Below are 25,319 nucleotides of genomic sequence, written 5' to 3' on the forward strand. Positions count from 1 at the left end.
GCCTCAGCGGGACGGCAGCGCGGGCCCTCCGCAGACCCGCAGCGGGGCCCCCGGAGCCGTCGCGTACAGCACCCCGGCGTGGGCGGCGAGGGTCGTACGGGGGTGGGGCGGTGGGCCCGCCGTCCCCGCGTCCGCGAACGCCACCGGGCCGTCGGACGGGCCCGCCGGGAGCCGGGTGCGCAGCCGGCCGTCGGCGGTGACCGCCCAGAGGCGGCAGCTCAGGGTGGTGAGGGCGATCGCGCCGCCCGCGTCCCCCAGCACCTGCCACGGCTCGTCCAGCGCGAGCGCGGAGAGGTAGTGCAGGGTGTCGTCGTGCGGGGTGACGGCGAAGATCCCCGCGTCGCAGAGCGCCAGGCCGGTCGTGCCCGGGGGCACCTGCCCCACCCGCGTCCACTCCTCCCCGTCCTCGCCGGGTACGGGGGCCGGCTCCGGGTCGCGGCGGAGCAGGCGGCCGTCCTCGGTCGCCGCGTACAGCTCCAGCGGGAGCCCGCCCGCCGCCTCCCTCGCCGAGGCCAGCGCCCGTACGCCGGGGGCGAGCCCCACGGGCCGCCACGGCAGGTTCTGGCCGGACACCTCCCGGCAGAGCAGCCTGCCCCGGGTGTCCGCGCCGAACAGCACGGACGCGCAGGCCGCGAGCGCCCGCACCTCGTCCGGGGCGCCCGCCGCGTCCCAGCCGTCGCCGGGGGCCGCGCCGCTCAGCCGGTCCAGGACGTTGCGGGTGATGCGGTCGGCGACCGGGTCGTCCGCGAGGACGCTGCCCCAGTTGATCGTCCCCGCGTTGAAGACCGTGCCCGCGCCGAGCCGGAAGACGCCCATCGTGGCCGCGCCGCCCTGTCCGTACTCCCGCCAGTGCCGCAGGTCGGCGGTGGCCAGCACGACGAAGGAGCCGGGGGTGCCGTCCACGCCCGTCGCCCTCGGCACCCCGTCGGTCCACTCCAGCGCGCAGGCGTCCGTCTCGTAGCCGAGGGCGCCGCGCGCGAAGGGTTCGCCGTCGGTGAGGCCCGTCCCGGCGAAGGCCCAGTGGTCCGCGAACCGGACGGTGTACGCCTCCTTCCCCATCACCGCCATGCCCTCGCCCCAGGCGCCCGCGCCCCGGCGGAAGCTGAGGCCGGTCATCGCGTTCTCGGGGCGGTCGACGGGGGCGCTGGACCACTCGACGGTGGTGCGGCGCGGGTCGGTCGCCGTCATCGGGTCGGTGACCGCGTCCCGGTGGCAGACCATGGTCCGGCCGTCGTCCTCCAGCCGCATCTGCCACCAGGCGGTGTTGGCCGCGAAGAAGGCCACGTTGCCGCCGCGCCGGGCGAAGTTCTCGACGCTGTCGCGCATCTCCATCGACCAGTACTCGTCATGGCCGTTCACCACCAGCAGGCGGTAGTGGGAGAGGAGTTCGTCGCCGTCGTGCAGGTCGAGGCCGGAGCAGAAGTCCACTTGGTAACCGGCGTCGGGCAGCCAGCGCAGCAGCCCCTCCTCCCAGCGCTCGGGCGGCGGCCCGCCGCCGGGCGAGGCGAAGGAGACCCGGGCCGCGCGGTAGGGCTGCTCGGAGTAGTACAGGCCCCGGTGCGGCTGTCCGGCGTGCGTGTAGGCCCGCCAGGTGGCGAAGGGGATGGAGACGAGGATGCGGGAGGGGGCGGAGCGGGTCGCCTTCCCGGCGGGGGCCCTGGTGCCGGTGCTGGTCGCGGGTCCGGCGGGGGTCGCGGTTCCGGCGGAGGTCACGGGTCCGGTGAACGCTGCGCGAACGGCGAACCAGACCTCGTGTTCGGCCTCGTCCGTGGTGGGGCGGTTCTCCAGCGGTACGTCGAAGGTGGCGCGGTAGAGGGAGCTGGGCCACTCGCCGGGGACGGCCAGGGTCCAGTCGGCGGCGCGGACCGTGGCGGTGAGCCGGGTCTGCTCGCTGACGGCGTCGGTGATCCGGACCCGTACGGCAGACCCGGCGGCGCCCGTCAGGTGGAAGGCCAGCTCGCCGCCCTGGACGCAGGAGGTGCGGTCGGCCCAGGCGCGGAGGGGTTCGCCGGTGGGGAGGGGTCCGGTGGGCGGTGTGGCGGTGGGCGGGGGTCCGTCCGCCGGCGTGCTCTGTGCGGTCATGCCCGTACCTCCTCCGCCGCCGCCGTCGTCGTCGTCGTCTCCAGCAGTTCCCGCACCCCGGTGAGCGGCAGGGAGCGCCCGGAGGCGGCGGCGACGATCAGCTCCTCGATGCCGTACAGGTGCGCCCGGACCGTCTCCGGCGGCAGGTACGCCGTGTCCGCCGTCAGCGACACCGCCAGCGCGTCGCCCTCCTCGGTGATGTGCAGGCAGTAGCGGCAGGCGACCCGTTCCTGGGTGGCCGGGAAGCCGAAGGCCGTCCGGCCGCGCAGCTCCGCGAGTTCGGCGGCGGTGGGGGCCGGGCCGGGCGGAGCGGGGCGCTCGACCAGGCGCATGTCGTTGAAGCAGCAGTACGGGTGGACCTCGGCCCCGGTCTCCGTACGCAGCCGCACGCCGAGCGCGTCCCACGCGGCCGGGTCGTACACGGCGGCCCGGTAGGCGCGCAGGGCCGCCCGGTAGGCGGTGGGGAGCAGGTCGGTGAAGGTCGGGGTGTCCGGAGTGGTGCCGGTGCCGGAGTCCGTGCCGGTGTCCAGGATGAACAGGCCGTCCTGCGACAGCGTGGTGACCAGGTCGCGGTGGGCGGCGGACGTGCGGTTGCCGACGATCGGCATGACCGCCGCCGTACGGTGGCCCTGACCCGCCGCCACCAGCACCGCCGCCGCCGTCAGCAGCACCGTGGAACCGCTCACCCGGTGGGCGGCGGCGACCGCGGCGACCGCACGGGCCAGGGCGGGCGAGACGATCCGGCCGGTCCAGAAGCGGGGGGCGCGGGGCGCGGCGACCGGGTCGGGGAACATCGTGGCGGGGGCCGCCCGGTACCCCGACTCCCAGTGCTCCAGGGCCGCCGCGCCCCGCCGCCTGCCGGTCTCGCCGTGCTGCTCCCGGGCCAGGTCAAGGGGGGTGGTGGCGGGCGGGCGTCCGGCCGAGCCCCGGCGGACCAGGAGGCGCAGATCCCGTACGAGGACCTCCGCGCCGTGGCCGTCCGCCGCCAGGTGGCAGAGGACCAGGACGGCATGGGTGACCCGGTCCCCGACGGCCACCAGGGCGGCCCGGACCGGCCATTCGGAGGCGTAGGCGAAGCGGGTGGCGGAGAGCCGGTCCAGGAGGGCGTGCGCCGTGCGTTCGGCCTCCGCCGGGTCCTGGGCGCGGGCGAGGGTGACCGGGAGGCTGCCGGTGGCGGCGAGGTCCTGGGCCGCCTCGGTGCCGTCGGCGGACAGCTCCAGCCGGGTGCGCAGCGACTCGTGGCGCTCCACCAGGGCCGTCAGCGCGGCGGTCGCCCCGGCCACGGTGGCGGGGCGGCCCCGGTCGGCCAGCGGGAGGACGCGGCCGATGTTGAAGTAGTGGTCGTTCGGCGCGGTACGGCGGATCGCGTGCCAGATCGCGCGCTGCCCCCAGGTCAGCGGCGCCCGGCCGGAGCGGTCGCCCCGGAACCCGACGGTCACGGTCTCCTCGGCGGAGCCGTACCCGGGACCGGTCTCCACGGCGGAACCGGATCCGGGCCCGGTCTCCACGGCGGAACCGGATCCGGAACCGGAACCCGGGCCGAGGCCGGGGCCGGTGCCGGCCGCCTCGGCGGCGCCGGTTCCGCCCCCGGCCCCCGTCTCCTCGGCCAGCGCCTCAGCCATGGTCCCCGCCGCCCGCCGTCAGCTCGCCGATGTGGTCCACCAGGCCGTCGAGGTCGTCCAGCAGACGGAACGGGCCGTCCAGGTCCAGGATGACCCCGAACTCCTCCTCCACCGTGTCGATCAGCCGGAGGAAGGCCAGCGAGGTGACGCCCAGCGCGGTCAGCGAGCCGCCCGACGCCAGGATCTCGGCCTCGGTCACCTCGCCGTCGGTCGCCCCGGCGACCAGCTCCGCGACCCGGCCGCGCAGCACGGCCCGCGCCTCCGGACCGGCCGTCACCGGTCCACCACCGGCGAGACGGCGGCGGGGCCGGAGCCGTCGGCCGGACGGGAGGCCTGCTCCGGTCCGTCCGCCGACTCCGCGAGGCGGCGGCGCAGCGAGAGCGGCCGGATGTCCGGCCACACCCGGTCCACATGCGCCATGCACGCCTCCTCCGAGCCCTGGAAGCCCTCCACCCGCCAGCCGGCGGGCGGGGCCGTCCGGGCGGGCCAGAGCGCGTGCTGCTCCTCGTCGTTGACGACCACCTGGTACACCGTCGCGTCACTCATCGCGCTCTTCCTCACTGCTCGCTGTCTGCTGGAGTCCGCTCACCGCGTCCGAGACGCCGGCGAGCGTGGGGGTGTCGAAGAAGACGTCGAGCGGCACCTCGACACCCAGCCGTTTGCGGATACGGGCCGCGATGGAGGTGATCGTCAGGGAGTGGCCGCCGAGGTCGAAGAGGTCCTCGTCGGGGCCGATGTCGTCCAGCCGCAGCACCTCCTGCCAGATCTCCCGCACCACGGCGCCGACCCCGTCGCCCGCCGTCGCCGGCCCGCCCTCGGCCGTCTCCCCGGTCGCCGTGAGCGGCCCCGGGGCGTCCGGCCGGAGCCTCGGGGGCTCGGGCAGCCTGGCCCGGTCGACCTTGCCGTTGGGGGTGAGGGGCAGGGCGGGCAGCGGGACCCAGACCGCGGGCACCATCGCCGCGGGCAGGGTGCGCGCGAGGCGCTCGCGCAGCTCCTCGGCCGCCGGGACCTCTCCCGTACCGGCACCCGTACCCGTACTCGTACGCGCACCCACGACGTACGCCACCAGCCGGGCATCCGCACCGGCCCCGGCACCCGTCCCGCCCGGGCCACCGCCGTCCAGGACCACCACCGCCTGGGAGACGCGCTCGTCCTCCACGATCCGGGCCTCGATCTCCCCCAGCTCGATCCGGTGGCCGCGCAGCTTCACCTGGCTGTCGAGGCGGCCCACGAACTCCAGCCGCCCGTCCGGGAGCCGGCGCACGAGGTCGCCGGTCCGGTAGAGCCGCGAGCCGGGCGGGCCCCAGGGATCGGGGACGAAGCGCTGGGCGGTCAGCCCGGGGCGGCCCCGGTAGCCGTGGGCCACGCCCGCGCCGCCGAGGTGGAGTTCGCCGGGGATGAAGTCCGGTACGGGCGTGCCGCGTCCGTCGAGGACGTACGCCCTCGTCGCGGTCAGCGGGCGGCCGATCGTGACGGGGGCGCCGGTGGCGAGATGGGCCAGGGTGGACCACACGGTCGTCTCGGTGGGGCCGTAGACGTTGACCAACCGGCCGCAGACCGCGCCGAGTTCATCCGCCAGCGGCCCCGGCAGCGCCTCGCCGCCCGCGACGGCCACCAGCCCCGGACGGTGGAGCCCGGCGGCGAGCATCAGCCGCCAACTGCTCGGCGTGGCCTGGACATGGGTGACGCCGTGGGCGTCGATCAGCTTCACCAGGGCGCCGCCGTCGCGCTGCTGCCCCTCGGGGACGAGGACGACGCGCGCCCCGGTCGTCAGGGGCAGCAGCAGCTCCACGGTGGAGATGTCGAAGGAGAGCGAGGTGAGCCCGAGCCAGCGGTCCCGGGGGCCCGCCTCGACGTGGTCCGCCATGGTCGCCAGCAGGTTGGCCAGCGCCCGGTGCGGGATCTCCACACCCTTGGGGCGACCGGTGGAGCCCGAGGTGTAGATGACGTACGCGGGGTCCCCGGCGGCCGGACCGGAGGCGGGCACGGCCCCGGACGCGGGCACCGCCCCCTCCCCGGCGTCGGGGGCCAGGACCGGCAGCCCGGCCGGAAGCCCCTCAGGCGCCGGGCCCTCCACCACGAGTGCCGCGAGGCCCGCGTCCGACCGTACGAACTCCAGCCGCTCGGACGGGTATCCGGGGTCCAGGGGCACATAGGCCGCGCCCGCCGTCAACACCCCGAGCACGGCCACGAGTTCGCCCACCGACCGGCCGACCTGCACCCCCACCGGATCCCCGGCACCGAGCCCGGCGGCCCTCAGCTGGTCGGCGAACGCCTGTACCCGGTCGTGGAGTTCGCCGTACGACAGTTCCGCGCCGTCCGCCGTCACCACCGCGACGGCACCCGGATCCTCCGCCACCCGGTCCGCGAACATCGAGACCACCGTGTCGCTGTCCGCGCAGGCCGCCGGCAGGTCGTTGCCCGTGCGCAGGGCCGCCACCAGCTCGTCGCCCGCCAGCAGCGGCAGCCCGGCGAGCGCGGCCTCGGTGGCTCCCGGCGCGGTCAGCACGGCGTCGAGCAGAGTACGGAAGTGACCCACGATCCGAGCGGGCGCGCCGGGCTCGAAGGCGTCGGTCCGGTACTGCAACGAGCCCGTCAACCCGTCGGGCCCGTCGACCAGTTGGAGGTGCACGAGGTTGCGTACGGCGTGGGTGAAGCCGATCCAGTCGACGGTGACGCCCGGCGCCTCCTCCGCCTCCCACCCGGTGCGGCGGCGGAAGCTGACCGAGAGCGGGGCGATGGCGGTACGCGGGGTGAGGCCGCCGACCGCCCGGCCGAGCGGGACGGGCCGGTGCGCGTAGACCTCCCGCAGGGCGGCGCGGACCTCCCGGACGTAGTCCGCGAAGGGGCGGTCCGGGTCCGGGTGGGTGAAGACCGGCAGTTCGTTCACGTACAGCCCGATGCGCCCGGGGCTGCCGGGGAGGCGGGTGGACAGTTCGAGGGCGGTGACGGGCGCCTGGTTGCCGTACCGGAAGAGGAGGGTGTGCCAGAGGGCGAGGAGGAGTTCGAAGCGGGTGACGCCGAGGACCCCGGCGGTCTCGGTGAGGCGGGCGTCGAGGGCGGAGCCGAGGGCGAAGGGGACGGCCCCGCCGGGCGCGGGGGCGGTCGCGTCCGGTACGGAGGAGGTCAGCCCGGGGAGGACGGGGGGAGCCGGTTCGTGCCAGCGCTGCGACCAGAACTCCCTTGCCAGGGCGATCGCTTGACCGTCCGGCTCGTCCGCGCCCACCTGGGCGTCCGGCAGGCCGGGATCGGTCCCGACACCGTGGATCTCCGCGAGCAGCACGTCCTTGGAGGCGCCGTCGAAGACCAGGTGGTGGACGACGACGTGCAGCACCGGCAGCCCGGTCCCGGCCGTCACCAGCGCGAACCGTACGAGAGGCCCCTCGGCCAGGTCGAACGGCCGGGCGCTCTCCGCCGCGAGCAGTGCGTCCAGCCCATCGGCGGCGCAGGCGAGCCGGCGCAGTCCGGGTGCGGGGCCGGTCGCCGGGGCGAGTACGGGCCCGTCCGGGTCGACCCGGGAGCACAGGACCGGCTGCCGCTCCAGGAGACGGGCGCAGCGGGCCGCGAGCGCGTCCGGGTCCGGCGGGTCGGGGAACCGGACGGTGAGCGCGAGGTGGTGGGCGGCGCCGGGGGCCAGCACCTGTTCGGTGACCCACAGCCCGTGCTGGGCCGGGGTGAGCGGGCGGGAGGGGAAGGGCGTCGTCATCGCAGGGCCTCGTCGTCCAGGAGCAGGCGCAGCTCGCGCTTGAGGATCTTGCCGCCCTCGTTGCGGGGCAGGGAGGGGCGGAACAGCAGGCGGGAGGGGAGTTCGTGGGCGGCCAGCCGGTCGAGCAGGAAGGTGCGCAGCGCGGGCCCGGTCAGCTCGCCGCGCACCACGACCACGGCGGCGACGGCCGACCCCAGCACGGGGTGCGGGATGCCGAACGCGGCCGCGTCCACCACCTGCGGGTGGGCGTGCAGCGCGTCCTCCACCTGGATCGTGGAGACCTTGTACGCACCGGACTTGACCACGTCCCGCTCCCGGTCGAGCAGGTGCAGATACCCCTCCTCGTCCAGCAGTCCGAGGTCCCCCATCCGCACCCACCGGCCCTGGAAGACCGTGTCACCGGCGGGCGCGGGCGCCCCGGCCGGGCCGAGGTAGGCGCGCGGGGCGGCCGGGGTGCGGAGCCACACCTCACCGGCCTCGCCGGGCGGCAGCGGGGTGCCGTCGGCGGTGGTGATGCGCAGGTCGCGCAGGGAGGCGGGGCGGCCCGGGGAGTCGGGGCGTTCGGGGTCGAAGAGCAGGGTGACCTGGGCGGGGGCGGCCTCGGTGGAGGTGTAGTAGTTGACGATCTGGGCGCGGGGGAAGGCGCGGGCCAGGCCGAGCGCGACCGGCTGCGGCAGGGCGGCGGCGGTCGAACCGACGAGCCGGACGCTGTCGGTGGCGTACCGGCCGGTGGAGGCGGAGTTCAGCAGTTCGATGGCCATGGACGGGACGAGGAAGATGCTGCCCGCCTCGTACTCCTGGATGAGCCGCGCGAACCGCCCCGGGGTGAACTGCGGTGCGGCCACGGCGGTCGCGGCCGAGTCGAGGGCGTTGACCAGCATGGTCTGCCCGGCGTTGGTGCCGACGGGGAAGGCGTGCAGGAAGTGGCGGGAGTGGCGCAGCGGGCGGCGGCGCTCGTCGAGCGTGCAGCCGTGCGCCAGGTTGCCGTGAGTGGCGGTGACGCCCTTGGGGGTGCCGGTGGTGCCGGAGGTGTAGAGGATCTGGGCCCGGGCGCCGGGGTCGGGGGCGCGGAGCACCGCCGTGCGGGCCGCGCCCTCCGCCTCGACCTCCTCCTCCGTCGCCGCCCACACCCCGTCCGGCAGCACCCCGTCCGGCAGGTGTGCGCCGGGCGGGTGGAGGACGCCCGACGCCCCGCTGTCCGCGAGGACATGGGCGGCGACGGCGGGGGCCTGCCGGTCCGAGAGGGGTACGGCCACCAGGCCGGCGCGCAGGACCCCGCAGTACGCGACGGCGTACGCGGTCCAGTCCCCGCCGCCGTACCGGAGCACGATCCGCTCCCCCGGCTCCAGCCCCCGGGACCGCAGCCCGGAGGCCAGGGCCATGGCCCGCGCGTACCAGGCGCCGAAGGTCAGCGTGTGCGGGCCGCAGATCAGCGCGGGCCGGTCGGGCTCGGCGCCCGCGCGGTGGGCGAGCAGGGCGGGCAGGGTGGAGGGTCCGCCGATCCGGGAGGGGGCCGGAGCGGGGGCGCGGTACGGGGCGGTGGTCATCGGGCTGCCTCCACGGTGCGGGCGGGGGTGTCGTCGTCCGTGGGGGTGTGGTCGTGCGTGGGGGTGTCGTCGTCCGTGACGGGGCTGCTGTCGGTGACGGCGGAGGGTGCGGCGGAAGCGGCAGGGGAAGCGGACTTCGCCTTCTTCGCGCGGGCCGCCTTCACCCGGCGTTCGCGCTCCTGGATGCCGACCAGGTCGTCCGGCAGCGCGTCCGGCACGTCCAGGTCGAAGCGGGCCAGCACCCGAAGGCGCAGGCCGACCACGACCAGGCCCAGCATCGCCGCCCCGAAGAGCAGGTACATGAAGCCGATCCCGCGCCCCGGCCCCGTACCGATGAGGGCGCCGACCGTGGAGGTCAGCGAACCGCCGTCCTCGAACATCGGGCCGAAGAACGCGGAGCCCGCCGGGGCGATGATCCCGTGGCCGATCGGCAGGGTGGACCAGGCGACCAAGGTGTTCAGGGCGAAGACCCGGCCGTGGAAGCGCTGCGGCACCTTGATCTGGACGATCGTCGTGTAGACGCCGTTGACCATGGAGAGCGCGCAGGACATGCCGAACGCCCCGATCCCTATGATCCACAGGTCCGCCCGCACCCCGACCAGCGCGCTCGCCACCGCGAGCAGCCCGGCCAGGCCCAGCATGCCCTGCATCCGGTTCCGCTTCGGGCCGCCCCAGAAGCCCATCGCGATGCCGCCGAGGATGGCGCCCGCGCCTCCGGCCACCGCGACCCGGGCCACCGACTCCAGCGAGTCGAAGGAGAGCACCAGCGGGGTGACGAGCAGGAAGAGCGGCGAGAGGAAGATGTTGAGCGCGGCGAACCAGAGGAGCATCGCCCGGAAGCCCCGGTTCTTCCAGGAGTAGGCGAAGCCGTTCCTGATCTCGGCCACCAGCGACTCGCGCCGCGTCCAGGGCAGGGTCCTGGGGAACTTGACGATCAGCAGCACCGTGATCGCGACGGCGTAGCCGGTCACGTCCAGGATGAGGATGCCCTTGAGCCCGATGCCCGCCATCAGCGCCACGGCGGCCAGCGGGACGATGAACTGGGCGAAGCCGAAGGCCATTTGGGTGATGCCGTTGGCGTGACCGAGGTACCGCTTGGGGACCAGCTGCGGTACGGAGGAGGCGTACGCGAGCCGCTGGAAGGTGAGGGCGACCGAGAGCATCCCGAGGAGGACGTAGATGTGCCAGGAGGAGAGGTTCCCGCTCAGCAGCAGCGTCAGCAGGGCGGCCTGGGTGGACCCGGCGACGGCGCTGGCGGCGAGCATGACCCGGCGGCGGTCGAGCCGGTCGACGACCGCTCCGGCCAGCGGGCCGACGAGGATGCCGGGGAGCATCCCGATCACGGCGTAGAGGGCGTACTTGCCCATCGAGCCGGTCTCCATGTAGATCCACACGGGCAGTGCGAACTCGGTCAGCGCGGAGCCGGTGATGGTGATCAACTGGCCCAGCGCGACGGCCAGGAAGCGCCCCATGCCGGGGGCGGGACCGGAAGCGGTCCCGGGGCCGGCAGCGGGACCGGAACCCGTGTCGGAGCCGGAGGCGGAGGCCTCCGCCGGGTCGCCCGCGGGGCCGTCCCCGCCCGTCGCCTCGGCCTCCTCCGGCCCTGCGCCGCCGGTCTCCGCGACCGGCAGGTCCCTGCCGCTCGCCCCGTGGAACCACCACGGCCCGTCCTCCGCCCGCGGGGGCAGCTCGCGGACCGCCGTACCGGCCAGCACGGCCGGGTGCGTACGGGTGATGATCTCGACGAGTTCCCGGGCGCGGTACTTGAGGAAGAAGTGCCCGCCCTCGTCGAGGACGGCCAGCGCCGAGCGCTCCGCCAGGAGTTGCCACTCCCGGTAGCGCTCCTCGAAGAAGTCGGTGGCCGGGTCCCGGTCGCCGATCACGCTGATCACCGGGGCGCGCAGCAGGGCGCCGCCGTCCTCCACCTCGGCCAGGACCTCGGTGAAGTACTCCTCCGCCGCCCGTGAGTCGGCCCGCATGTTGCCGATCATGAACTTCATCTGGGTCTCGTCGAGATCACCGACCTCGGCGCCCATGGAGCGCAGCCAGTTGAAGTAGACGCGGTCGCTCAGCAGCGGGTCCAGCGCGGAGACGCGGCTGAGCAGTCCGAGGATGCGGCCGCGCGGCCGGGCGAAGGGGAACTGCGCCCCGATGTACAGGGCTTCGACCTCCCGGCCGGCCGCTTCGAGGAGGCGGCCGACGGCGACGGTCAGCGCGCTGCCGACCGCGCAGTGGCCGTAGAGGGCGATGGGGCCCTCGACCCGTTCGCGTACCTCCGTCGCGATCTTCTCGGCCAGCTCGTCGAAGGGCAGGTGCTCCTCGGTGACGCCCATGTCGTGGCCGGGGATGGCGACGGACCACAGGTCGTAGCCGGGCGGCAGTTCGTCGGCCACCGGCTGGTAGACGACCGCGCTGCCACCGCCGTACGGGACGCAGACGTACGACAGGACGCGGGAGTCGGCGGGAGTGGCGCGGGTCAGCCGGTGCAGCAGGTGGCGGGGGCCGCGCTCGGACTCGTCCAGGTCCGCGAGGACGGCGAGTTCACGGACCGTACGGGAGGTGAACAGGTCCATCACGCTGACCGGCCGGGCCCCCACCTCGGGCAGCCGCTTGCGGGCGCGGGCGATGACCTGGGTGGCGAGCAGCGAGTGGCCGCCGAGGTCGAAGAAGTCGTCGTCCACGCCGACTTCGGGCAGTGTCAGGATCTCCGCCCAGATCTCGGCCAGCACCCGCTGGGTCTCCGTCTCCGGGGCGGCGAGCGCTCCCCCGGTCCGGCGGGCCTGCGGGGCGGGCAGGGCGCGGCGGTCGAGCTTGCCGTTCGGGGAGAGCGGCAGCGCGTCCAGGGTGACGAAGGCGGCGGGGACCATGTAGTCGGGCAGGGTGCGGCGGAGCGCGGTGCGCAGCTCGGCGGGGTCGGGCTCCCGAGGGGCGGGGGCGGCGGAGCCTTCGGGGGCGGGCTCCCCGGCGGGCGCGGGACCGTCCGCGGCCACCAGGTACGCCACCAGCCGCTTGTCGCCCGGGTTGTCCTCGCGGACGATCACGGCGGCGGCGGTGATGCCGGGTTCGGCGCGCAACGCGGCCTCGATCTCGCCGGGTTCGATGCGCTGGCCCCGGATCTTGACCTGCTGGTCGATCCGGCCCAGGTGCTCCAGCTGCCCGTCCGCCCGCCAGCGGGCCAGGTCGCCGGTGCGGTAGAGGCGGGAGCCGGGCGGGCCGTACGGGTCGGGGACGTACCGCGCGGCCGTCAGCCCCGGCCTGCGGTGGTAGCCGACGGAGACCTGGACCCCGCCGATGTGCAGCTCGCCCGGGGTGCCCGGGGGGAGCGGGCGCAGCTCGGCGTCGAGCACGTACAGCCGGGTGTTGTCGACGGGGGCGCCGATGGGGACGGTGTCCAGCTCGCCCTCGCACTCCCAGCTCGTCACGTCCACGGCCGCCTCGGTCGGCCCGTACAGGTTGGCGAGCGCGCACCCGGGCAGCCGGGTGGTGAACGCGCGGGCGGTGTGCGGGGCCAGTTCCTCGCCGCTGCACACCACGCGCCGCAGCGAGGCGCACCGCTCGACGTCGTCCTCCGCGAGGAACACGTCGAGCATGGCGGGGACGAAGTGCGCGAGGGTGACGCCGTGCCCGGCGATGGTGTCGCGGAGATGGGCCGCGTCCTTGTGGCCGCCGGGCGCCGTGACGACCAGCCGGGCCCCGGTGATCAGCGGCAGGAACAGCTCCCAGACCGAGACGTCGAAGCCGGTCGGGGTCTTGTGGAGGACGCGGTCGTCGGGGCCGACTCCGTACGTACGGGCCATCCAGCGCAGCCTGTTGACGATGGAGCGGTGGGTGTTGGGCACGCCCTTGGGGCGGCCGGTGGAGCCCGACGTATAGATCATGTACGCGATGTCGTCGGCGCCCGGGGCCGTCAACTCGCCTTCGTACGAACCCTCTTGCCCGTCCTCGTCGTCGAGCAGCAGGACGCGCGCCGCGCACCCCTCGGGCACCGGCAGCCCCCGCTGGGTGAGGAGGATCCCGGCGCCGCTGTCGGCCAGCATGAAGGCGAGGCGCTCGGCCGGGTACTCCGGGTCGAGCGGGGTGTATCCGGCACCGGACCTGAGCACGCCGAGGAGCCCCGCGACCAGGTCGAGCGAACGCTCGGCGCTGACCGCCACCAGGGTGCCGGGCCCGGCCCCGGCGCCGGTCAGCCGGCGGGCGATCCGGTCGGCGGCCCGGTCCAGCTCCGCGTAGGTGAGGGAGCCGGCGCCGAACTCGACGGCGACGGCGTCCGGCGTACGGGCGGCCTGCGCGGCGATGAGCGCGGTCAGGGTCTCGGTGCCGTCGCCGCCCCCGGATGCCTCGGCGAATGCGAAGGGTCCGGCGGATTCGACGGCCGTGTCGTTCCACTCGGTGAGCAGCCGGTGCCGCTCGGCCGGGTCGAGGCCGTCGTGGGCGGAGACCGGCTCGTCGGGCCGGTCGGCGGCGGCGCGCAGGAACCGGCCCAGGTGGGCGGCGATCCGGGCGATCGAGGACTCGTCGAAGAGGTCCGTGTTGTAGTTGAAGGCGCCGCGCAGACCGCCCTCCCCCTCCATGAGGAAGAGTTCGAGGTCGAACCGGGTCCCGGCGGCGTGCAGCCCGAACGGCTCCACCTCCAGAGGGAGTTCACCACCAGCGGTGGCGTCGGCGGCCGAGGCGTAGTTCTGGATCGCCAGGACGGCCTGGAAGACCGGGGAGCGGGTGACGTCCCGCTCGACGTTCAGCTCGGAGACCAACTGGGCGAAGGGCAGCTCCTGGTGGGCGTAGGCCTCCAGGCAGGTCTCCCGGGTCCGCCCGACCAGCTCGGTGAAGGCGGGGTCGCCGTCCAGCCGGGCGCGCAGCGCCAGGACGTTGACGAACATCCCTATGAGGCCTTCGAGTTCGGGCTCGGGGCGGCCCGCGACGGGTGAGCCGACGGCGAAGTCGCGCTGCCCGGCGAACCGGGACAGCACCACCTGGAACGCGGCGAGCAGCACCATGTGCACGGTCGCGCCCTGCGCCTTGCCGAGGGCGGTGAGCCGCTCCAGCAGCTCACCGTCGATGTCGAAGCCGTATCCGGCGCCCTCGAAGGTCTGCCGTTCGGGGCGGGGGCGGTCGGTGGGCAGCTCCAGGGGGCGTACGTCGGCCAGCTCCCGGGCCCAGTACGCCACCTCCTCCTCCAGCCGGCCACCGGTCAGCCGCTCGCGCTGCCAGAGGGCGAAGTCGCCGTACTGGACGGGCAGTTCGGGGAGCGGGTCGGCGCCTCCGGCGGCGTACGCGGTGTAGCCGCGCAGCACCTCGGAGACCAGCACCTCGCTGGACCAGCCGTCGCTGACGCTGTGGTGCACGACGAGGAGGAGGACGCGGTCGTCGGCGGCGAGGCGGACCAGCAGGCCGTGCATCAGGGGGCCGGTGACCAGGTCGAAGGGGAGGGCGCCCAGCTCGTCCACCAGCCGGGCCGCGTGCGCCTCGTCCTCCGCGTCGGCGGTGCGCAGGTCGAAGGGGGCGGGCTCGGCGATCTCCAGGACCGGGCGGCCGTCGTCGGTGGCCGGATAGCGGGTGCGCAGCGTCTCGTGGCGGGCGACGACGGCGTCCAGGGCACGGCGGAGGGCGGGGAGGTCGAGCGGGCCGCGCAGCCGGCGGGCGACGGGGATGTTGTACGCGGCGGTGCCGGGCGCGAACTGCTCCATGAACCAGAGGCGTTCCTGCGCGAAGGAGAGCGGGGGGACGGTGCCCTCCGGCCGCCGCGCCACCGCCTGTGCGGTCCGCGCCCGCGCCCGGCCGCCCCGCAGCCGCTGGGCGAGCAGGGCCCGCTTGGCGTCGGAGAGGGAGGCGGCGGGCCGGGACCCTGTGGAGGCGGATCCCTCGCCGTCGGAGGCGTCCGTGCTGCCGACGGAGGCGCTACCACCCGTGGGTGCCGTACCCCTGGCGGAGGCCGTGCTCCCGGCGGGGTCCGTGTCTCCAGCGGGGCTCCCACCGCCACCGCCTGCGGGGTCCGTATCCCCAGCGGGGTTCCCACCGCCTGCGGGGTCCGTACCTGCCGCGGGAGCGGCGCCTCCTTCGTGGGCGGGGCCGTCCGCGGGGGCCGGTCTGTCGCCGTCTCCGGTATCCGTCCCGGTGTCGTCGGGAAGGCCGGGGAAGCGGTCCGTACTGCTGCTGCTCATGCCGTCGTCGTTCCGTTTCTCTGCGGTGCGGACTCGGCGGCGAGCAGGCGCCCGGCGTCCTCGTCGGTCAGGGCTTCGATCTCGGCCAGCAGCAGTTCCTCCACCGCGAGGGCGAACGCCTCGGCGGTGCGGTGGACGAACAGCGTGCGCAGGGGGACCACCAGGTCGGCCGCCGCGCGGATCCGGGCCAGTACGCGGGTGGCGAGGAGCGAGTGGCCGCCGAGGTCGAAGAAGTCGTCCAGGGCGCCGACCCGGTCCAGCCCCAGCACCTCGGCCCACACCTCCGCCACCAGCTCCTCGGCGTCGGTGCGCGGGGCCACGTAACCGCCGCCCAGATCGGGCCGCCGGTCGGGGGCGGGCAGGGCGCGGCGGTCGAGCTTGCCGTTCGGGGTCAGGGGAAGGGCGTCCAGGACGACCACGGAGTTGGGCACCAGATAGGCGGGCAGGCGCGCCCCGAGTGCGGCCCGCACCCCGGCGGGCGACAGCGCGGGGGCCGCCGCGCCCGGAGCCGAGGCCGGGACCGGGCCCTCCGCGTCCGCAGCCGCCGGGCCCGCGCCCGACGCCGGGACCACGTAGGCGACGAGCGCGTCCTCCCGGACGATCACCGCCGCGCCGCCGACCCCCTCCAGGGCCAGCAGGGCCGTCTCCACCTCGCCGGGCTCGACGCGGTAGCCGCGCACCTTCACCTGGTCGTCGATGCGGCCCAGGAACTCCAGCTGCCCGTCCGGCCGCCAGCGCACCAGGTCCCCGGTGCGGTAGCGGCGGGAGCCGGGCGGGCCGAACGGGTCGGGGACGAAGGCGCGCGCGGTGGCGCCGGGGCGGCCGCCGTAGCCGAGGGTCACGCCCGCGCCGCCGACGAGGAGTTCGCCGGGGGCTCCGTACGGCATCAGCCGCCCGGCCGGGTCGCAGACGGTCAGCGTGGTGGAGCCGACCGGGCCGCCGACGGGCGGCCGGCGTACGGCGTCGGCGCGGCCCAGCTCGGCCGTGGTGGCGATGATCGTGGTCTCGGTGGGGCCGTAGGAGTTGACCAGCCGTACGGTGTCCCCGAAACGGGCCCGCCAGGCGGCGACGGCGGTGGGCTGGACCTGGTCGGCGCCGAGGATGAGCAGGCGCAGGCCGGGCGGCCAGGCGACGGCGGCGAGATCGTCGGTGAGCCGGTGCCAGTACGGGGTCGGCAGGTCCAGGACGGTGATCCGGTCGCCGCGCCCGGCCGCGAGGTGGTCGGGCAGGGTGGCGCCGGGCCCGGCCACGGTGAGCGTGGCCCCGGCCGTGAGCGCGGGGAAGACCTCCTCGGCGTGGGTGTCGAAGCTCAGCGAGGCGAACTGGAGCACCTCGTCCGCCGCCGTGATCCCGTAGTCCGCCCGCATCCAGGCGATCCGGGCGGCCAGGGCCCGGTGCGGGACGACGACGCCCTTGGGCCTGCCGGTGGAGCCGGAGGTGTGGATGACGTACGCGGGGTCACCGGGCCCGGCCTGCCAGCCGGGGTCACAGACCGCCGCACCGCCCCCGCCCCCGAAGTCCCCGTCCCCGTTCCCGGAGCCCCCGCCCCCGGGGCCGTCCTCCCGCCCGGCGCTCCCCCCGTACCCGGCACCGCCCTCCTCGCGGCCGGGAGCGGCCGGGGGCGCCACCACCGTGACGCGCTCCCCCAGCCACGCGGTCTCCTCCGCGGCGGGGTCCGCGACCACCACGCGTACGGCGGTGTCCTCGATCATGAACTCCAGCCGCGGGCGCGGGTGGTCGAGGTCGAGCGGCAGATAGGCCGCCCCGGCCCGCCAGGCGCCCAGGAGGGCGGTGACCGCCGCCGTACCGCGGGGCAGGCAGACCCCGACGGTGTCGCCGCCGCGCACTCCGGCGCCCCGCAGCCGCACGGCGAGCGCCCCGGCCGCGTCCCACAGCTCCCGGTAGGTCAGCTCCCCCTCGGGGGCGCGCACCGCCGTCCGCTCCGCGTGCCGCTCCACCGCGCGGGCCAGCGCGACCGGCACCGGCGCCTCATCGCGCGGCAGCGCGGGGGCCCCGGTGCCGAGGGCCAGCAGCTCGTCGCGCTCCGCCGGGGCGAGCAGTTCCAGTTCGGAGACCGGGGTGTCGGGGGCGGCGAGCGCGCCGCGCAGCAGGATCTCGAAGTGGCGGGCGAGCCGGGCGGCCCAGGGGGCGTCGAAGAGGTCGGTGCGGTAGCCGAACACGGCGACGAGGTCGTCGCCCTCGCGGCGCAGGTCGAGCATCAGCTCGACCTTGCTGGCCGTGTGGCCGCCGTCCGCGTCGGCGCACTTCAGGTCCGCGAACTCCCTTTCTCCGCCGCCGGTTCCGTCCTGGGTGTGGACGGTCAGCAGGGTCTGGAAGAGCGGGCTGGAGCCGAGCCGGCGTTCGATGCCGAGGGCGTCGATGAGCCGCTCGAAGGGGACCCGGTCGTGGGCGAAGGCGGTGAGGGAGGAGCGGCGGACCCGGCGCAGGAGTTCACCGAAGGTGGGCTCACCGGCCAGTTCGGCGCGGAGCACGAGCGTGGTGGAGAAGTAGCCGATCACCTCCTCCAGTTCGGGTTCGCCCCGGCCCGCCGCCGGTACGCCGACGCAGAAGTCCTCCTGGCGGGTCCAGCGGTGCAGCAGCACCTGGTAGGCGGCGAGCAGCACCATGAAGGGCGTGCACCGGCGCTCCTTGGCCAGTGCGTCGACGGCCGCGCGGGCCCCCGCGATCCGCCGCGTGTGGAAGGCGCCGCCCCCGGTCCGCTCTCCGCCCGCGCCGCCTCCCGTACCGGTCCCGGCTCCGGCCGCTTCCTCCCCCGGCTCCGACACCGGCACGGTCACGGTGGGCCGCAGGTCGAGCACCGGGGCGTCGGCGAGCCGCTCCCGCCAGTGGGCGAGCGCCGCCTCGGCCTCCGGGCCCCCCGCGGCCTCCCGCTCGCGCCGGGCGTACTCGGTGTACGGCAGGACCTCGGGCAGCTCGACGGGGTGACCGGCGAGGTGGGCGGCGTACCGGGTGGCGAGTTCCGTACGGAGGAGGTTCAGCGACCAGCCGTCCGCGACGATGTGGTGGAGGGCCAGGCAGAGCAGGTGCTCGTCGTCGGCGGTCCGCAGCAGGGTGATCCGCAGGAGCGGGCCCCCGGCCAGGTCGAAGGCGCCGTTCGTCCGCTCGGCCAGCAGCGGTTCGGCGTCCCCGGGGCGGGCGCGGAGGTCGATGGTCTCCACCGCCACGGGTCCGGGCGGGTCCACGACGGCGACCGGTCGCCCGTCCACGTCCGGGAAGCGGGTGCGCAGGGACTCGTGCCGGGCGACGGTCCCCTCGAACGCGGCGGTCAGGGCGGGCACGGAGAGGTCTCCGGTCAGCCGGAGCACCAGCGGGATGGTGTACGCCGCGTCCAGAGGGTCGAGTTGGTGGAGGAACCAGAGCCTCTCCTGCCCATGGCTCGGCGTGAGGCCCCCCGTGACCGTGACCGCGGTTCCGCCTGCTGCTCTGTCGACCACGTGTTGCCGCCCCCTTGTTGCCAACGCCGGGACGGCACGCCGAAGACAGCGCGCGGCACCGGACGGAGTTGCCGACGAACCGTCAGATGGCACGTCAGGGGGCGGATACGGAGTGTTCCGGAACCCCCGGCGGCATCGGCCGTCGGCAAGCGACACGCTAGGAGGAGGCCGGGGGTCGAGTCAATGGTCTGGACCACCGAGAAGTGGCCGGTACCGGCGCGAAGGCCCGACCGAAAGCCTCACGCATCCGGCATTTCCCCCTCTCCCCCTACCGCTCCCTGGCCAGAACTGCCCACCCCGGGCCCCGAGAACACCGGAGCGCCCCTGGTCCACCTCGCGAGGTGGACCAGGGGCGCTCCGGGAGACGCGCCGCCGTCGCGGCTACCGCTAGGCGGTGGCCGGAACCGCGGACTTCGGCTCCCTGTCGTGGACCCCGTCGCGGGCGGCGTCCTCGGACGGGCCGAACGCGTCGACCGGGGAGGCCGAGGCCGAGTTGTACTTGTCGTGGTCGAGGATCTTCTCGCGGGCCGCGACGATGACCGGGACCAGCGCCTGGCCGGCCACGTTGGTGGCGGTGCGGATCATGTCCAGGATCGGGTCGATGGCCATCAGCAGGCCGACGCCCTCCAGCGGGAGGCCCAGGGTGGAGAGGGTCAGGGTCAGCATGACCGTCGCGCCGGTGAGACCGGCGGTGGCGGCGGAGCCGATGACCGAGACGAAGGCGATGAGGATGTAGTCGCCGATGCCCAGCTGGACGTCGAAGATCTGCGCGATGAAGATCGCCGCCAGCGCCGGGTAGATCGCGGCGCAGCCGTCCATCTTCGTGGTCGCGCCGAACGGGACGGCGAAGGAGGCGTACTCCTTCGGGACGCCGAGGCGCTCGGTGACCCGCTGGGTGACCGGCATGGTGCCGACCGAGGAGCGGGAGACGAAGGCGAGCTGGATCGCGGGCCAGGCGCCCTTGAAGAACTGGAGCGGGCTGACCTTGGCGAGGGTGGCCAGGAGCAGCGGGTAGACGCCGAACATCACCAGGAGGCAGCCGATGTAGACGTCGGCGGTGAAGGTGGCGTACTTGCCGATCAGGTCCCAGCCGTAGTCGGCGATGGCGTAGCCGATGAGACCGACGGTGCCGATCGGGGCGAGGCGGATGACCCACCACAGGGCCTTCTGGAGCAGCTCCAGGACCGACTGGCTGAGCGTGAGGATCGGCTGGGCCCTGTCACCGAGCTTGAGGGCCGCGATACCGGCGACGGCCGCCATGAAGACGATCTGGAGCACGTTCAGCTCGGCGAACGGCGTGATCACGTTGGTCGGCACGATGCCGGTCAGGAAGTCGATCCAGCTGCCGGTGCGGGAGGGCAGCTCGCCGTCCTTGGGCGTCAGGCCGGTGCCGGAGCCGGGGTTGGTCAGCAGGCCGATGAGGAGGCCGATGGCGACGGCGATCAGCGACGTGATCATGAACCAGAGCAGGGTGCGGGTCGCCAGCCGGGCGGCGTTGTTGACCTTGCGGAGGTTGGTGATCGACACCAGGATCGCGAAGAAGACCAGCGGGGCGACGGCCAGCTTCAGCAGCTGGACGAAGATCGAGCCGATCTTGTCGAGCGTGGTGACGAGCCAGGAGACGTCCTGGCTGCGGGCGAGCCAGCCGAGCAGGGCACCGAGGACCAGACCGGCGACGATCTGGGCCCAGAAGGGGACCTTGGGTATACGTGAACCGGGGCCGGAGCCGGTGGACGGCTGCTCGGCCTCGGGGGCGGCGGACGCGGAATTCGCGGACACGGACACACTCCAGTGGGGACGCATCGGGACGTACGAGGACAGACGTACGGACGTGCGGTGGAACGGGGACGGGGTCGCGGCGCCCGCGCCGAGGGCGGCGCCGCTGCATGATGCCGTATCAGACGTTGCGGCAACAGACCGCGGACATACAGCGGCAGAGATCGACGTGCAGGCGCGCCACGAGCGGGATGCCCGGGGCAGGGTGGAGGCGCACTGCTGTCGTCATGTCGAACACGTTAACACTTGAACTTTGAGAACCTCAAAGCCTTTCTTTGACCATGAGACATGGGGCAAACCGTCCCGGCGGCCGGAGGAACGCCGGACCGGGGGCGCGGAAACGCCGAAGCCCCGGTACGGGAGCGGTGCGCTCCGGTCCGGGGCTCTCGGCGGGTGTGAGGAACCTTACTGAACGGCGTCCTCGCGGGTCCGGTTGGCGTCGAGGCGGGCCTTGGTCCGGTCGACGGTGGAGACGATCTGCTGGGACATCTCGTCACGCTGCTTGCGCAGCAGTACGTAGCTGAGCGGGGCGGAGAGCACGAGGCCGAGCAGGATCACCCAGACCATGTTGGAGCCGCCGAGGCCGGCGGGGATCAGACCGAAGTGGACGGCGACGCCCGCGACGAGGAAGCAGCCGACGAAGATCAGCAGACGCAACGCCGTGTACCGGATCATCGCGCTCGGCTTGGCAACGGACACGGCAGGCCCTCTCTTCCCGTGGTCTCTCGGTCTCTTCACACACTCCTGCCCGTCCAGTGAAGCACGGCCCGAATTCTCTCGGTTCAGGGGGTTGCCGGCCCACGGCCCGGGGGCTGCCGGGCCGCCGGGGCTCAGCGGACCGCCGGGCCGAGCGGGAGCAGCATGACGATGTCGTCGCGGTCGTCGCCGGGAGCGACCCGGATCGCCCCGGGGATCCGGCCGACCTCCTTGTAGCCGCAGGCGGCGTAGAAGCGGTCGTTGCCGGTGCCGCCCCGGCAGGTGAGCCGGATGGCCTCGATGCCCTCGATGGAGCGGGCCGCGTCGGCGGCGGCGGCCATGAGGTCGCGGCCGTACCCCCGGCCCTGGTGTCGGGGGTGGACCATCACGGTGTAGAGCCAGAGCCAGTGGCGCATCAGCCGGTGGTCGTTGAGGGTGAGGAAGGCGGTGGCGGCGACCGCACCGCCCGCGTCCCGCCCGACCAGCAGCCTGACCTGCCCCTTCTCGATGGCGACGAGATGCTTGAGCAGATCGGGGCGGATCTCCTCGGGGGTGACGGGCGGCACGAACCCGACGGCTCCGCCGGCGTTGGTGACATCGGCCCACAGGGTGGTGATGCCGTCGCGGAGGGCGGGGGTGAAGTCGGGATCCAGCTCGAATGTAAGTGCCATGATGCGAGAGTAACTATTACCAACCCGCCGGCTCAACCCCGTTCCGGTACGACGAAGCCCCGGCCGGGACAGCGGCCGGGGCTTCGTCGTGCGGAGGGGGGAGGGGGTCAGACCCGCATCGGCTGCGGCGACTCGCGCAGACCGGCGTCCGGGCCCGGGTACTCGCGCAGGATCTCGTACCGCGTGTTCCGCTCCACCGGCCGGAACCCGGCGTCGCGGATCAGGTCGAGCAGGTCCTCGCGGCCGAGCTTGTTCGGCGTACCGAAGTCGTCGGCGTCGTGCGTGATCTTGTACTCGACGACCGAGCCGTCCATGTCGTCCGCCCCGTGCTGGAGCGCGAGCTGCGCGGTCTGCACGCCGTGCATCACCCAGAAGACCTTGACGTGCGGCACGTTGTCGAAGAGCAGCCGGGAGACGGCGAAGGTCTTCAGCGCCTCCGCGCCGGTCGCCATCGTCGTGCGCGCCTGGAGCCTGTTGCGGACCTTGCCGTCCTTCATGTCGACGAAGTCGTGCTGGTAGCGCAGCGGGATGAAGACCTGGAAGCCGCCGGTCTCGTCCTGCATCTCACGCAGCCGCAGCACGTGGTCGACGCGGTGGCGGGGCTCCTCGATGTGCCCGTACAGCATCGTCGCCGGGGTCTTGAGCCCCTTCTCGTGCGCGAGGCGGTGGATGCGCGACCAGTCCTCCCAGTGGGTGTTGTGGTCGACGATGTGCTGGCGGACCTCCCAGTCGAAGATCTCCGCGCCGCCGCCGGTCAGCGATTCGAGACCGGCCTCGATCAGCTCGTCGAGGATCTCGGAGGCGCTCAGCCCGGAGATCGTCTCGAAGTGGTGGATCTCCGTCGCCGTGAACGCCTTGAGCGCCACGTCCGGCAGGGCTTCCTTCAGCGCGCTGAGCGAGCGCGGGTAGTAGCGCCAGGGGAGGTTGGGGTGCAGCCCGTTGACGATGTGCAGCTCGGTGAGGTTCTCGCCCTCCATCGCCTTGGCCAGGCCGACGGCCTCCTCGATGCGCATCGTGTAGGCGTCCTTCTCGCCCGGCTTGCGCTGGAACGAGCAGTACGCGCACGAGGCGGTGCACACGTTGGTCATGTTGAGGTGGCGGTTGACGTTGAAGTGCACCACGTCACCGTTCTTGCGGGTGCGCACCTCGTGGGCCAGTCCGCCGAGCCAGGCCAGGTCGTCGGACGCGTACAGCGCGATACCGTCCTCGCGGGTCAGCCGCTCGCCGGCCCGGACCTTCTGCTCCAGCTCGCGCTTGAGTCCCGCGTCCACCTGGCCGCCTCCATTCCTCCGTACAACAGACCCGCCCACCGTACTCCCCCGCCCACCGGCCGGGAGGGGCCCCCTTCGCGGCGTTCCGCGCCTACGACTCCTCGGGAAGTTCCCCGACCCGGTTCTCCCACTTGGTGGAGAGCACGATGGTCGTACGGGTCCGGGAGACGCCCTTCGTACCGCTCAGGCGCCGGATCGTCTTCTCCAGGCCGTCCACGTCCCCGACGCGCACCTTGAGCATGTAGGAGTCGTCGCCCGCGATGAACCAGCAGTCCTCGATCTCCGCGAGGTCCTTGAGGCGGTGCGCCACGTCCTCGTGGTCGGCGGCGTCGGAGAGCGAGATGCCGATCAGCGCGGTGACGCCGAGGCCGAGCGAGGCCGAATCGACGGTGGCGCGGTAGCCGGTGATGACACCGGCGGATTCCAGCCGGTTGATGCGGTCGGTGACGCTGGGCCCGGAGAGCCCCACGAGCCGCCCCAGCTCGGCGTACGAGGCCCTGCCGTTCTCCCTGAGGGCCTGGATGAGCTGCCTGTCCACCGCGTCCATATGACTGAAACCTTCCATTGTTCAGCAGTACCGCGAGTCTACGTGTAGAATCTAAGGCATGCAGGGCCGACACCCTGCAAATCTTCTAGAACATCCAAGAAACGCTTTCGAATCTTCAGGAGTGAACTTCACCGTGTACACGATCGAGATGGCCTACGCCCGGATGCGCGAGCTGCAGGACCTGGCCAACCGCTCGCGTGCCCACCAGCCCGCCGCCGCCCACCGCGTCGACAAGACCCGCGCGCCGCGCGCCGCCAAGAAGCGCTGACCCGCGCGCACCTCCTTCAGCCCTCGGGGCTGCGGGAGCCGCCACCGAGCTCTCCCTCCCAGCGGCGGTACAGCCGGTGTTCCACCCCGGCCGCGTCCAGCACCCGCCCCGCGACGAAGTCCACCAGGTCCTGGATGTGCGTCGCGCCCGCGTAGAACGCCGGAGAGGCGGGCAGCACGACCGCGCCCGCCTCGTCCAGGGCCACCATCTGCTTCAGCGTCTGGCCGCTCAGCGGGGTCTCGCGCACCGCGACGACGAGCGGCCGGCGCTCCTTGAGCGTCACGCTCGCGGCCCGCTGGAGCAGGTCCTTCGACAGCCCGAGCGCCACCCCGGCCACACAGGCCGTCGAGGCCGGCACGATGAGCATCCCCTTCGCCGGGTACGACCCGGAGGACGGCCCCGCCGCCAGATCACCGGCCGGCCAGTGGCGTACGCGCTCCAGCTCCGCGTCGCCCACCGCGAAGGCGTCCGGCTTCCCGTCGGCGCCGCGTTCCAGCCAACAGCGCAGGTCCTCGCGCCAGTGCGCGTCCCGGAAGGCGATGCCGGTCTCGTCCAGCAGGGTGAGCCGCGAGGCCCGGCTCACCACCAGGTCCACACTCTCGCCGCCCGCCAGCAGTCCGCGCAGGACGGCGGCGGCGAACGGGGTCCCCGAGGCGCCGGAGACCCCGACAATCCAAGGCCGCCGCTGCTGATGAGTCACTGAAGTCCCGGATTCCACATCTGCGAGCCTATCCGGCACGCCCCGGAGCCCCGCACCCGGAACCGGGCGGCGGCCCCGGACGTTCAACGGATGACGGGCAACCCGGGGGCAGGGGCAGACCATGGGCGATTACTGGACGACCGGCCGCGACACGAACTCCACCATGTCCGGCAGCGCACGCGCGCTGACCGCGGGCATCGTCATGGTGAGCTGGGTGGCTCTCCTCTGGCTGCTCGAAGGCATCGACGTCCTGACCGGAAACGCGCTGGACACCTATGGGATCAGCCCGCGCGAGGTGGCGGAGCTGCGCGATGTGGTGCCCGCCGCCTTCCTCCACAGCGGCTGGGAGCACGTCGCCTCCAACAGCGTCCCGCTGCTGGTCCTCGGCTTCATAGCCGCCCTCGGCGGACTGCGCCGGTTCGCCGCCGTCGTCGCGACGATCATCGTGGTCAGCGGTCTCGGCGTCTGGCTGACCGCCCCGGCCTTCACCGTGACGCTCGGCGCCTCCGGCGTGGTCTTCGGGCTGCTGGGCTATCTGCTGGTGCGCGGCTTCGTGGACCGCAGGCCCTGGGACGTCCTCATCGGCATCGGCGTCGCCGTGGTCTACGGCTCGCTGCTCTGGGGCGTCCTGCCCACCGACTCGGGCGTCAGCTGGCAGGGGCACCTGTTCGGGCTGCTGGGCGGGGTGGCGGCGGCCTTCTTCTTCCGCCGCCCGCCCGCACGCCGGGGCCCGGACAACCTGGTCACGGTCTGAGCCGCGAGGTTTTTACGGCCGTAAAAAACACCGGTGGGCCCGCTCCGAGGTGAGGGCCCCGGCACC

The 25,319-nt window shown here is 74.1% G+C and carries 16 protein-coding genes; 2 read left to right on the forward strand and 14 right to left on the reverse strand.

Annotated elements, in window-relative coordinates; genetic code table 11:
- Window positions 1-3 precede the first annotated feature (3 nt).
- The 13 genes from ACQ9ZG_RS13570 to ACQ9ZG_RS13630 form a co-directional block, all read right to left on the reverse strand.
- Window positions 4-2,082: a N,N-dimethylformamidase beta subunit family domain-containing protein gene (locus ACQ9ZG_RS13570; protein ID WP_499280573.1), complete on the reverse strand. Its 2,079-nt coding sequence runs from the start codon at window positions 2,080-2,082 to the stop codon at window positions 4-6.
- Window positions 2,079-3,704, reverse strand: coding sequence for a condensation domain-containing protein (locus tag ACQ9ZG_RS13575; protein ID WP_499280574.1), 1,626 nt, complete (start codon window positions 3,702-3,704; stop codon window positions 2,079-2,081). Before ACQ9ZG_RS13575 ends, ACQ9ZG_RS13570 begins: the two co-directional genes overlap by 4 nt.
- Window positions 3,697-3,981 (reverse strand): acyl carrier protein, encoded by a 285-nt coding sequence (locus tag ACQ9ZG_RS13580; protein ID WP_028417398.1) that lies wholly within the window; start codon window positions 3,979-3,981, stop codon window positions 3,697-3,699. The genes ACQ9ZG_RS13575 and ACQ9ZG_RS13580 overlap by 8 nt, the downstream gene beginning before the upstream one ends.
- Window positions 3,978-4,250, reverse strand: coding sequence for an MbtH family protein (locus tag ACQ9ZG_RS13585; RefSeq protein ID WP_084994509.1), 273 nt, complete (start codon window positions 4,248-4,250; stop codon window positions 3,978-3,980). Before ACQ9ZG_RS13585 ends, ACQ9ZG_RS13580 begins: the two co-directional genes overlap by 4 nt.
- Complete coding sequence (locus ACQ9ZG_RS13590; protein ID WP_499280576.1) at window positions 4,243-7,410, reverse strand: non-ribosomal peptide synthetase; 3,168 nt, start codon at window positions 7,408-7,410, stop codon at window positions 4,243-4,245. The genes ACQ9ZG_RS13585 and ACQ9ZG_RS13590 overlap by 8 nt, the downstream gene beginning before the upstream one ends.
- Complete coding sequence (locus ACQ9ZG_RS13595) at window positions 7,407-8,957, reverse strand: class I adenylate-forming enzyme family protein (RefSeq protein ID WP_499280578.1); 1,551 nt, start codon at window positions 8,955-8,957, stop codon at window positions 7,407-7,409. Before ACQ9ZG_RS13595 ends, ACQ9ZG_RS13590 begins: the two co-directional genes overlap by 4 nt.
- A complete protein-coding gene (locus tag ACQ9ZG_RS13600; protein ID WP_499280579.1) occupies window positions 8,954-15,115 on the reverse strand; it encodes an amino acid adenylation domain-containing protein in 6,162 nt (2,053 codons plus the stop codon). Before ACQ9ZG_RS13600 ends, ACQ9ZG_RS13595 begins: the two co-directional genes overlap by 4 nt.
- Window positions 15,112-18,570 (reverse strand): amino acid adenylation domain-containing protein, encoded by a 3,459-nt coding sequence (locus tag ACQ9ZG_RS13605; protein ID WP_499280581.1) that lies wholly within the window; start codon window positions 18,568-18,570, stop codon window positions 15,112-15,114. The genes ACQ9ZG_RS13600 and ACQ9ZG_RS13605 overlap by 4 nt, the downstream gene beginning before the upstream one ends.
- A 387-nt stretch (window positions 18,571-18,957) precedes the next feature.
- Entirely contained in the window at window positions 18,958-20,349 is a 1,392-nt protein-coding gene (locus ACQ9ZG_RS13610) for a dicarboxylate/amino acid:cation symporter (RefSeq protein WP_109916388.1), read from the reverse strand.
- Between the two features lie 402 nt (window positions 20,350-20,751).
- Window positions 20,752-21,045 carry a DUF4229 domain-containing protein gene (locus ACQ9ZG_RS13615; protein WP_026237753.1) on the reverse strand — a complete coding sequence of 98 codons (294 nt, stop codon included), beginning with the start codon at window positions 21,043-21,045 and terminating at the stop codon, window positions 20,752-20,754.
- A gap of 131 nt (window positions 21,046-21,176) precedes the next feature.
- On the reverse strand, window positions 21,177-21,713 hold the full coding sequence (locus tag ACQ9ZG_RS13620; RefSeq protein ID WP_109916387.1) for a GNAT family N-acetyltransferase: 537 nt from the start codon (window positions 21,711-21,713) through the stop codon (window positions 21,177-21,179).
- 107 nt (window positions 21,714-21,820) lie between these two features.
- Window positions 21,821-22,984, reverse strand: coding sequence for an aminofutalosine synthase MqnE (gene mqnE / locus ACQ9ZG_RS13625; protein ID WP_018489276.1), 1,164 nt, complete (start codon window positions 22,982-22,984; stop codon window positions 21,821-21,823).
- Between the two features lie 91 nt (window positions 22,985-23,075).
- Window positions 23,076-23,531: an Lrp/AsnC family transcriptional regulator gene (locus ACQ9ZG_RS13630; protein ID WP_028417391.1), complete on the reverse strand. Its 456-nt coding sequence runs from the start codon at window positions 23,529-23,531 to the stop codon at window positions 23,076-23,078.
- Window positions 23,532-23,652: 121 nt separating this feature from the next.
- Between ACQ9ZG_RS13630 and ACQ9ZG_RS13635 the strand changes: the two genes are divergently transcribed.
- Window positions 23,653-23,799: a hypothetical protein gene (locus tag ACQ9ZG_RS13635; protein ID WP_181398304.1), complete on the forward strand. Its 147-nt coding sequence runs from the start codon at window positions 23,653-23,655 to the stop codon at window positions 23,797-23,799.
- Between the two features lie 16 nt (window positions 23,800-23,815).
- Here the strand turns inward: ACQ9ZG_RS13635 and ACQ9ZG_RS13640 are convergent, their stop codons facing one another.
- A complete protein-coding gene (locus ACQ9ZG_RS13640) occupies window positions 23,816-24,499 on the reverse strand; it encodes a UbiX family flavin prenyltransferase (RefSeq protein WP_028417390.1) in 684 nt (227 codons plus the stop codon).
- 121 nt (window positions 24,500-24,620) lie between these two features.
- On the opposite strand from ACQ9ZG_RS13640, the gene ACQ9ZG_RS13645 reads away from it, so the two are divergent.
- Window positions 24,621-25,253 carry a rhomboid family intramembrane serine protease gene (locus ACQ9ZG_RS13645; RefSeq protein ID WP_018489272.1) on the forward strand — a complete coding sequence of 211 codons (633 nt, stop codon included), beginning with the start codon at window positions 24,621-24,623 and terminating at the stop codon, window positions 25,251-25,253.
- Window positions 25,254-25,319 lie beyond the last annotated feature (66 nt).

The sequence above is a fragment of the Streptomyces araujoniae genome, from assembly GCF_050871195.1.
Taxonomy (GTDB): domain Bacteria; phylum Actinomycetota; class Actinomycetes; order Streptomycetales; family Streptomycetaceae; genus Streptomyces; species Streptomyces bacillaris.

Excerpts from the sequence above, each read along its gene's own strand:
- ACQ9ZG_RS13595 (WP_499280578.1), bottom strand. The coding sequence starts at position 8,957 with ATGACCACCGCCCCGTACCGCGCCCCCGCTCCGGCCCCCTCCCGGATC.
- ACQ9ZG_RS13600 (WP_499280579.1), bottom strand. The coding sequence starts at position 15,115 with ATGAGCAGCAGCAGTACGGACCGCTTCCCCGGCCTTCCCGACGACACC.
- ACQ9ZG_RS13570 (WP_499280573.1), bottom strand. The coding sequence starts at position 2,082 with ATGACCGCACAGAGCACGCCGGCGGACGGACCCCCGCCCACCGCCACA.
- ACQ9ZG_RS13630 (WP_028417391.1), bottom strand. The coding sequence starts at position 23,531 with ATGGACGCGGTGGACAGGCAGCTCATCCAGGCCCTCAGGGAGAACGGC.
- ACQ9ZG_RS13590 (WP_499280576.1), bottom strand. The coding sequence starts at position 7,410 with ATGACGACGCCCTTCCCCTCCCGCCCGCTCACCCCGGCCCAGCACGGG.
- ACQ9ZG_RS13645 (WP_018489272.1), top strand. The coding sequence starts at position 24,621 with ATGGGCGATTACTGGACGACCGGCCGCGACACGAACTCCACCATGTCC.
- ACQ9ZG_RS13620 (WP_109916387.1), bottom strand. The coding sequence starts at position 21,713 with ATGGCACTTACATTCGAGCTGGATCCCGACTTCACCCCCGCCCTCCGC.
- ACQ9ZG_RS13575 (WP_499280574.1), bottom strand. The coding sequence starts at position 3,704 with ATGGCTGAGGCGCTGGCCGAGGAGACGGGGGCCGGGGGCGGAACCGGC.
- ACQ9ZG_RS13585 (WP_084994509.1), bottom strand. The coding sequence starts at position 4,250 with ATGAGTGACGCGACGGTGTACCAGGTGGTCGTCAACGACGAGGAGCAG.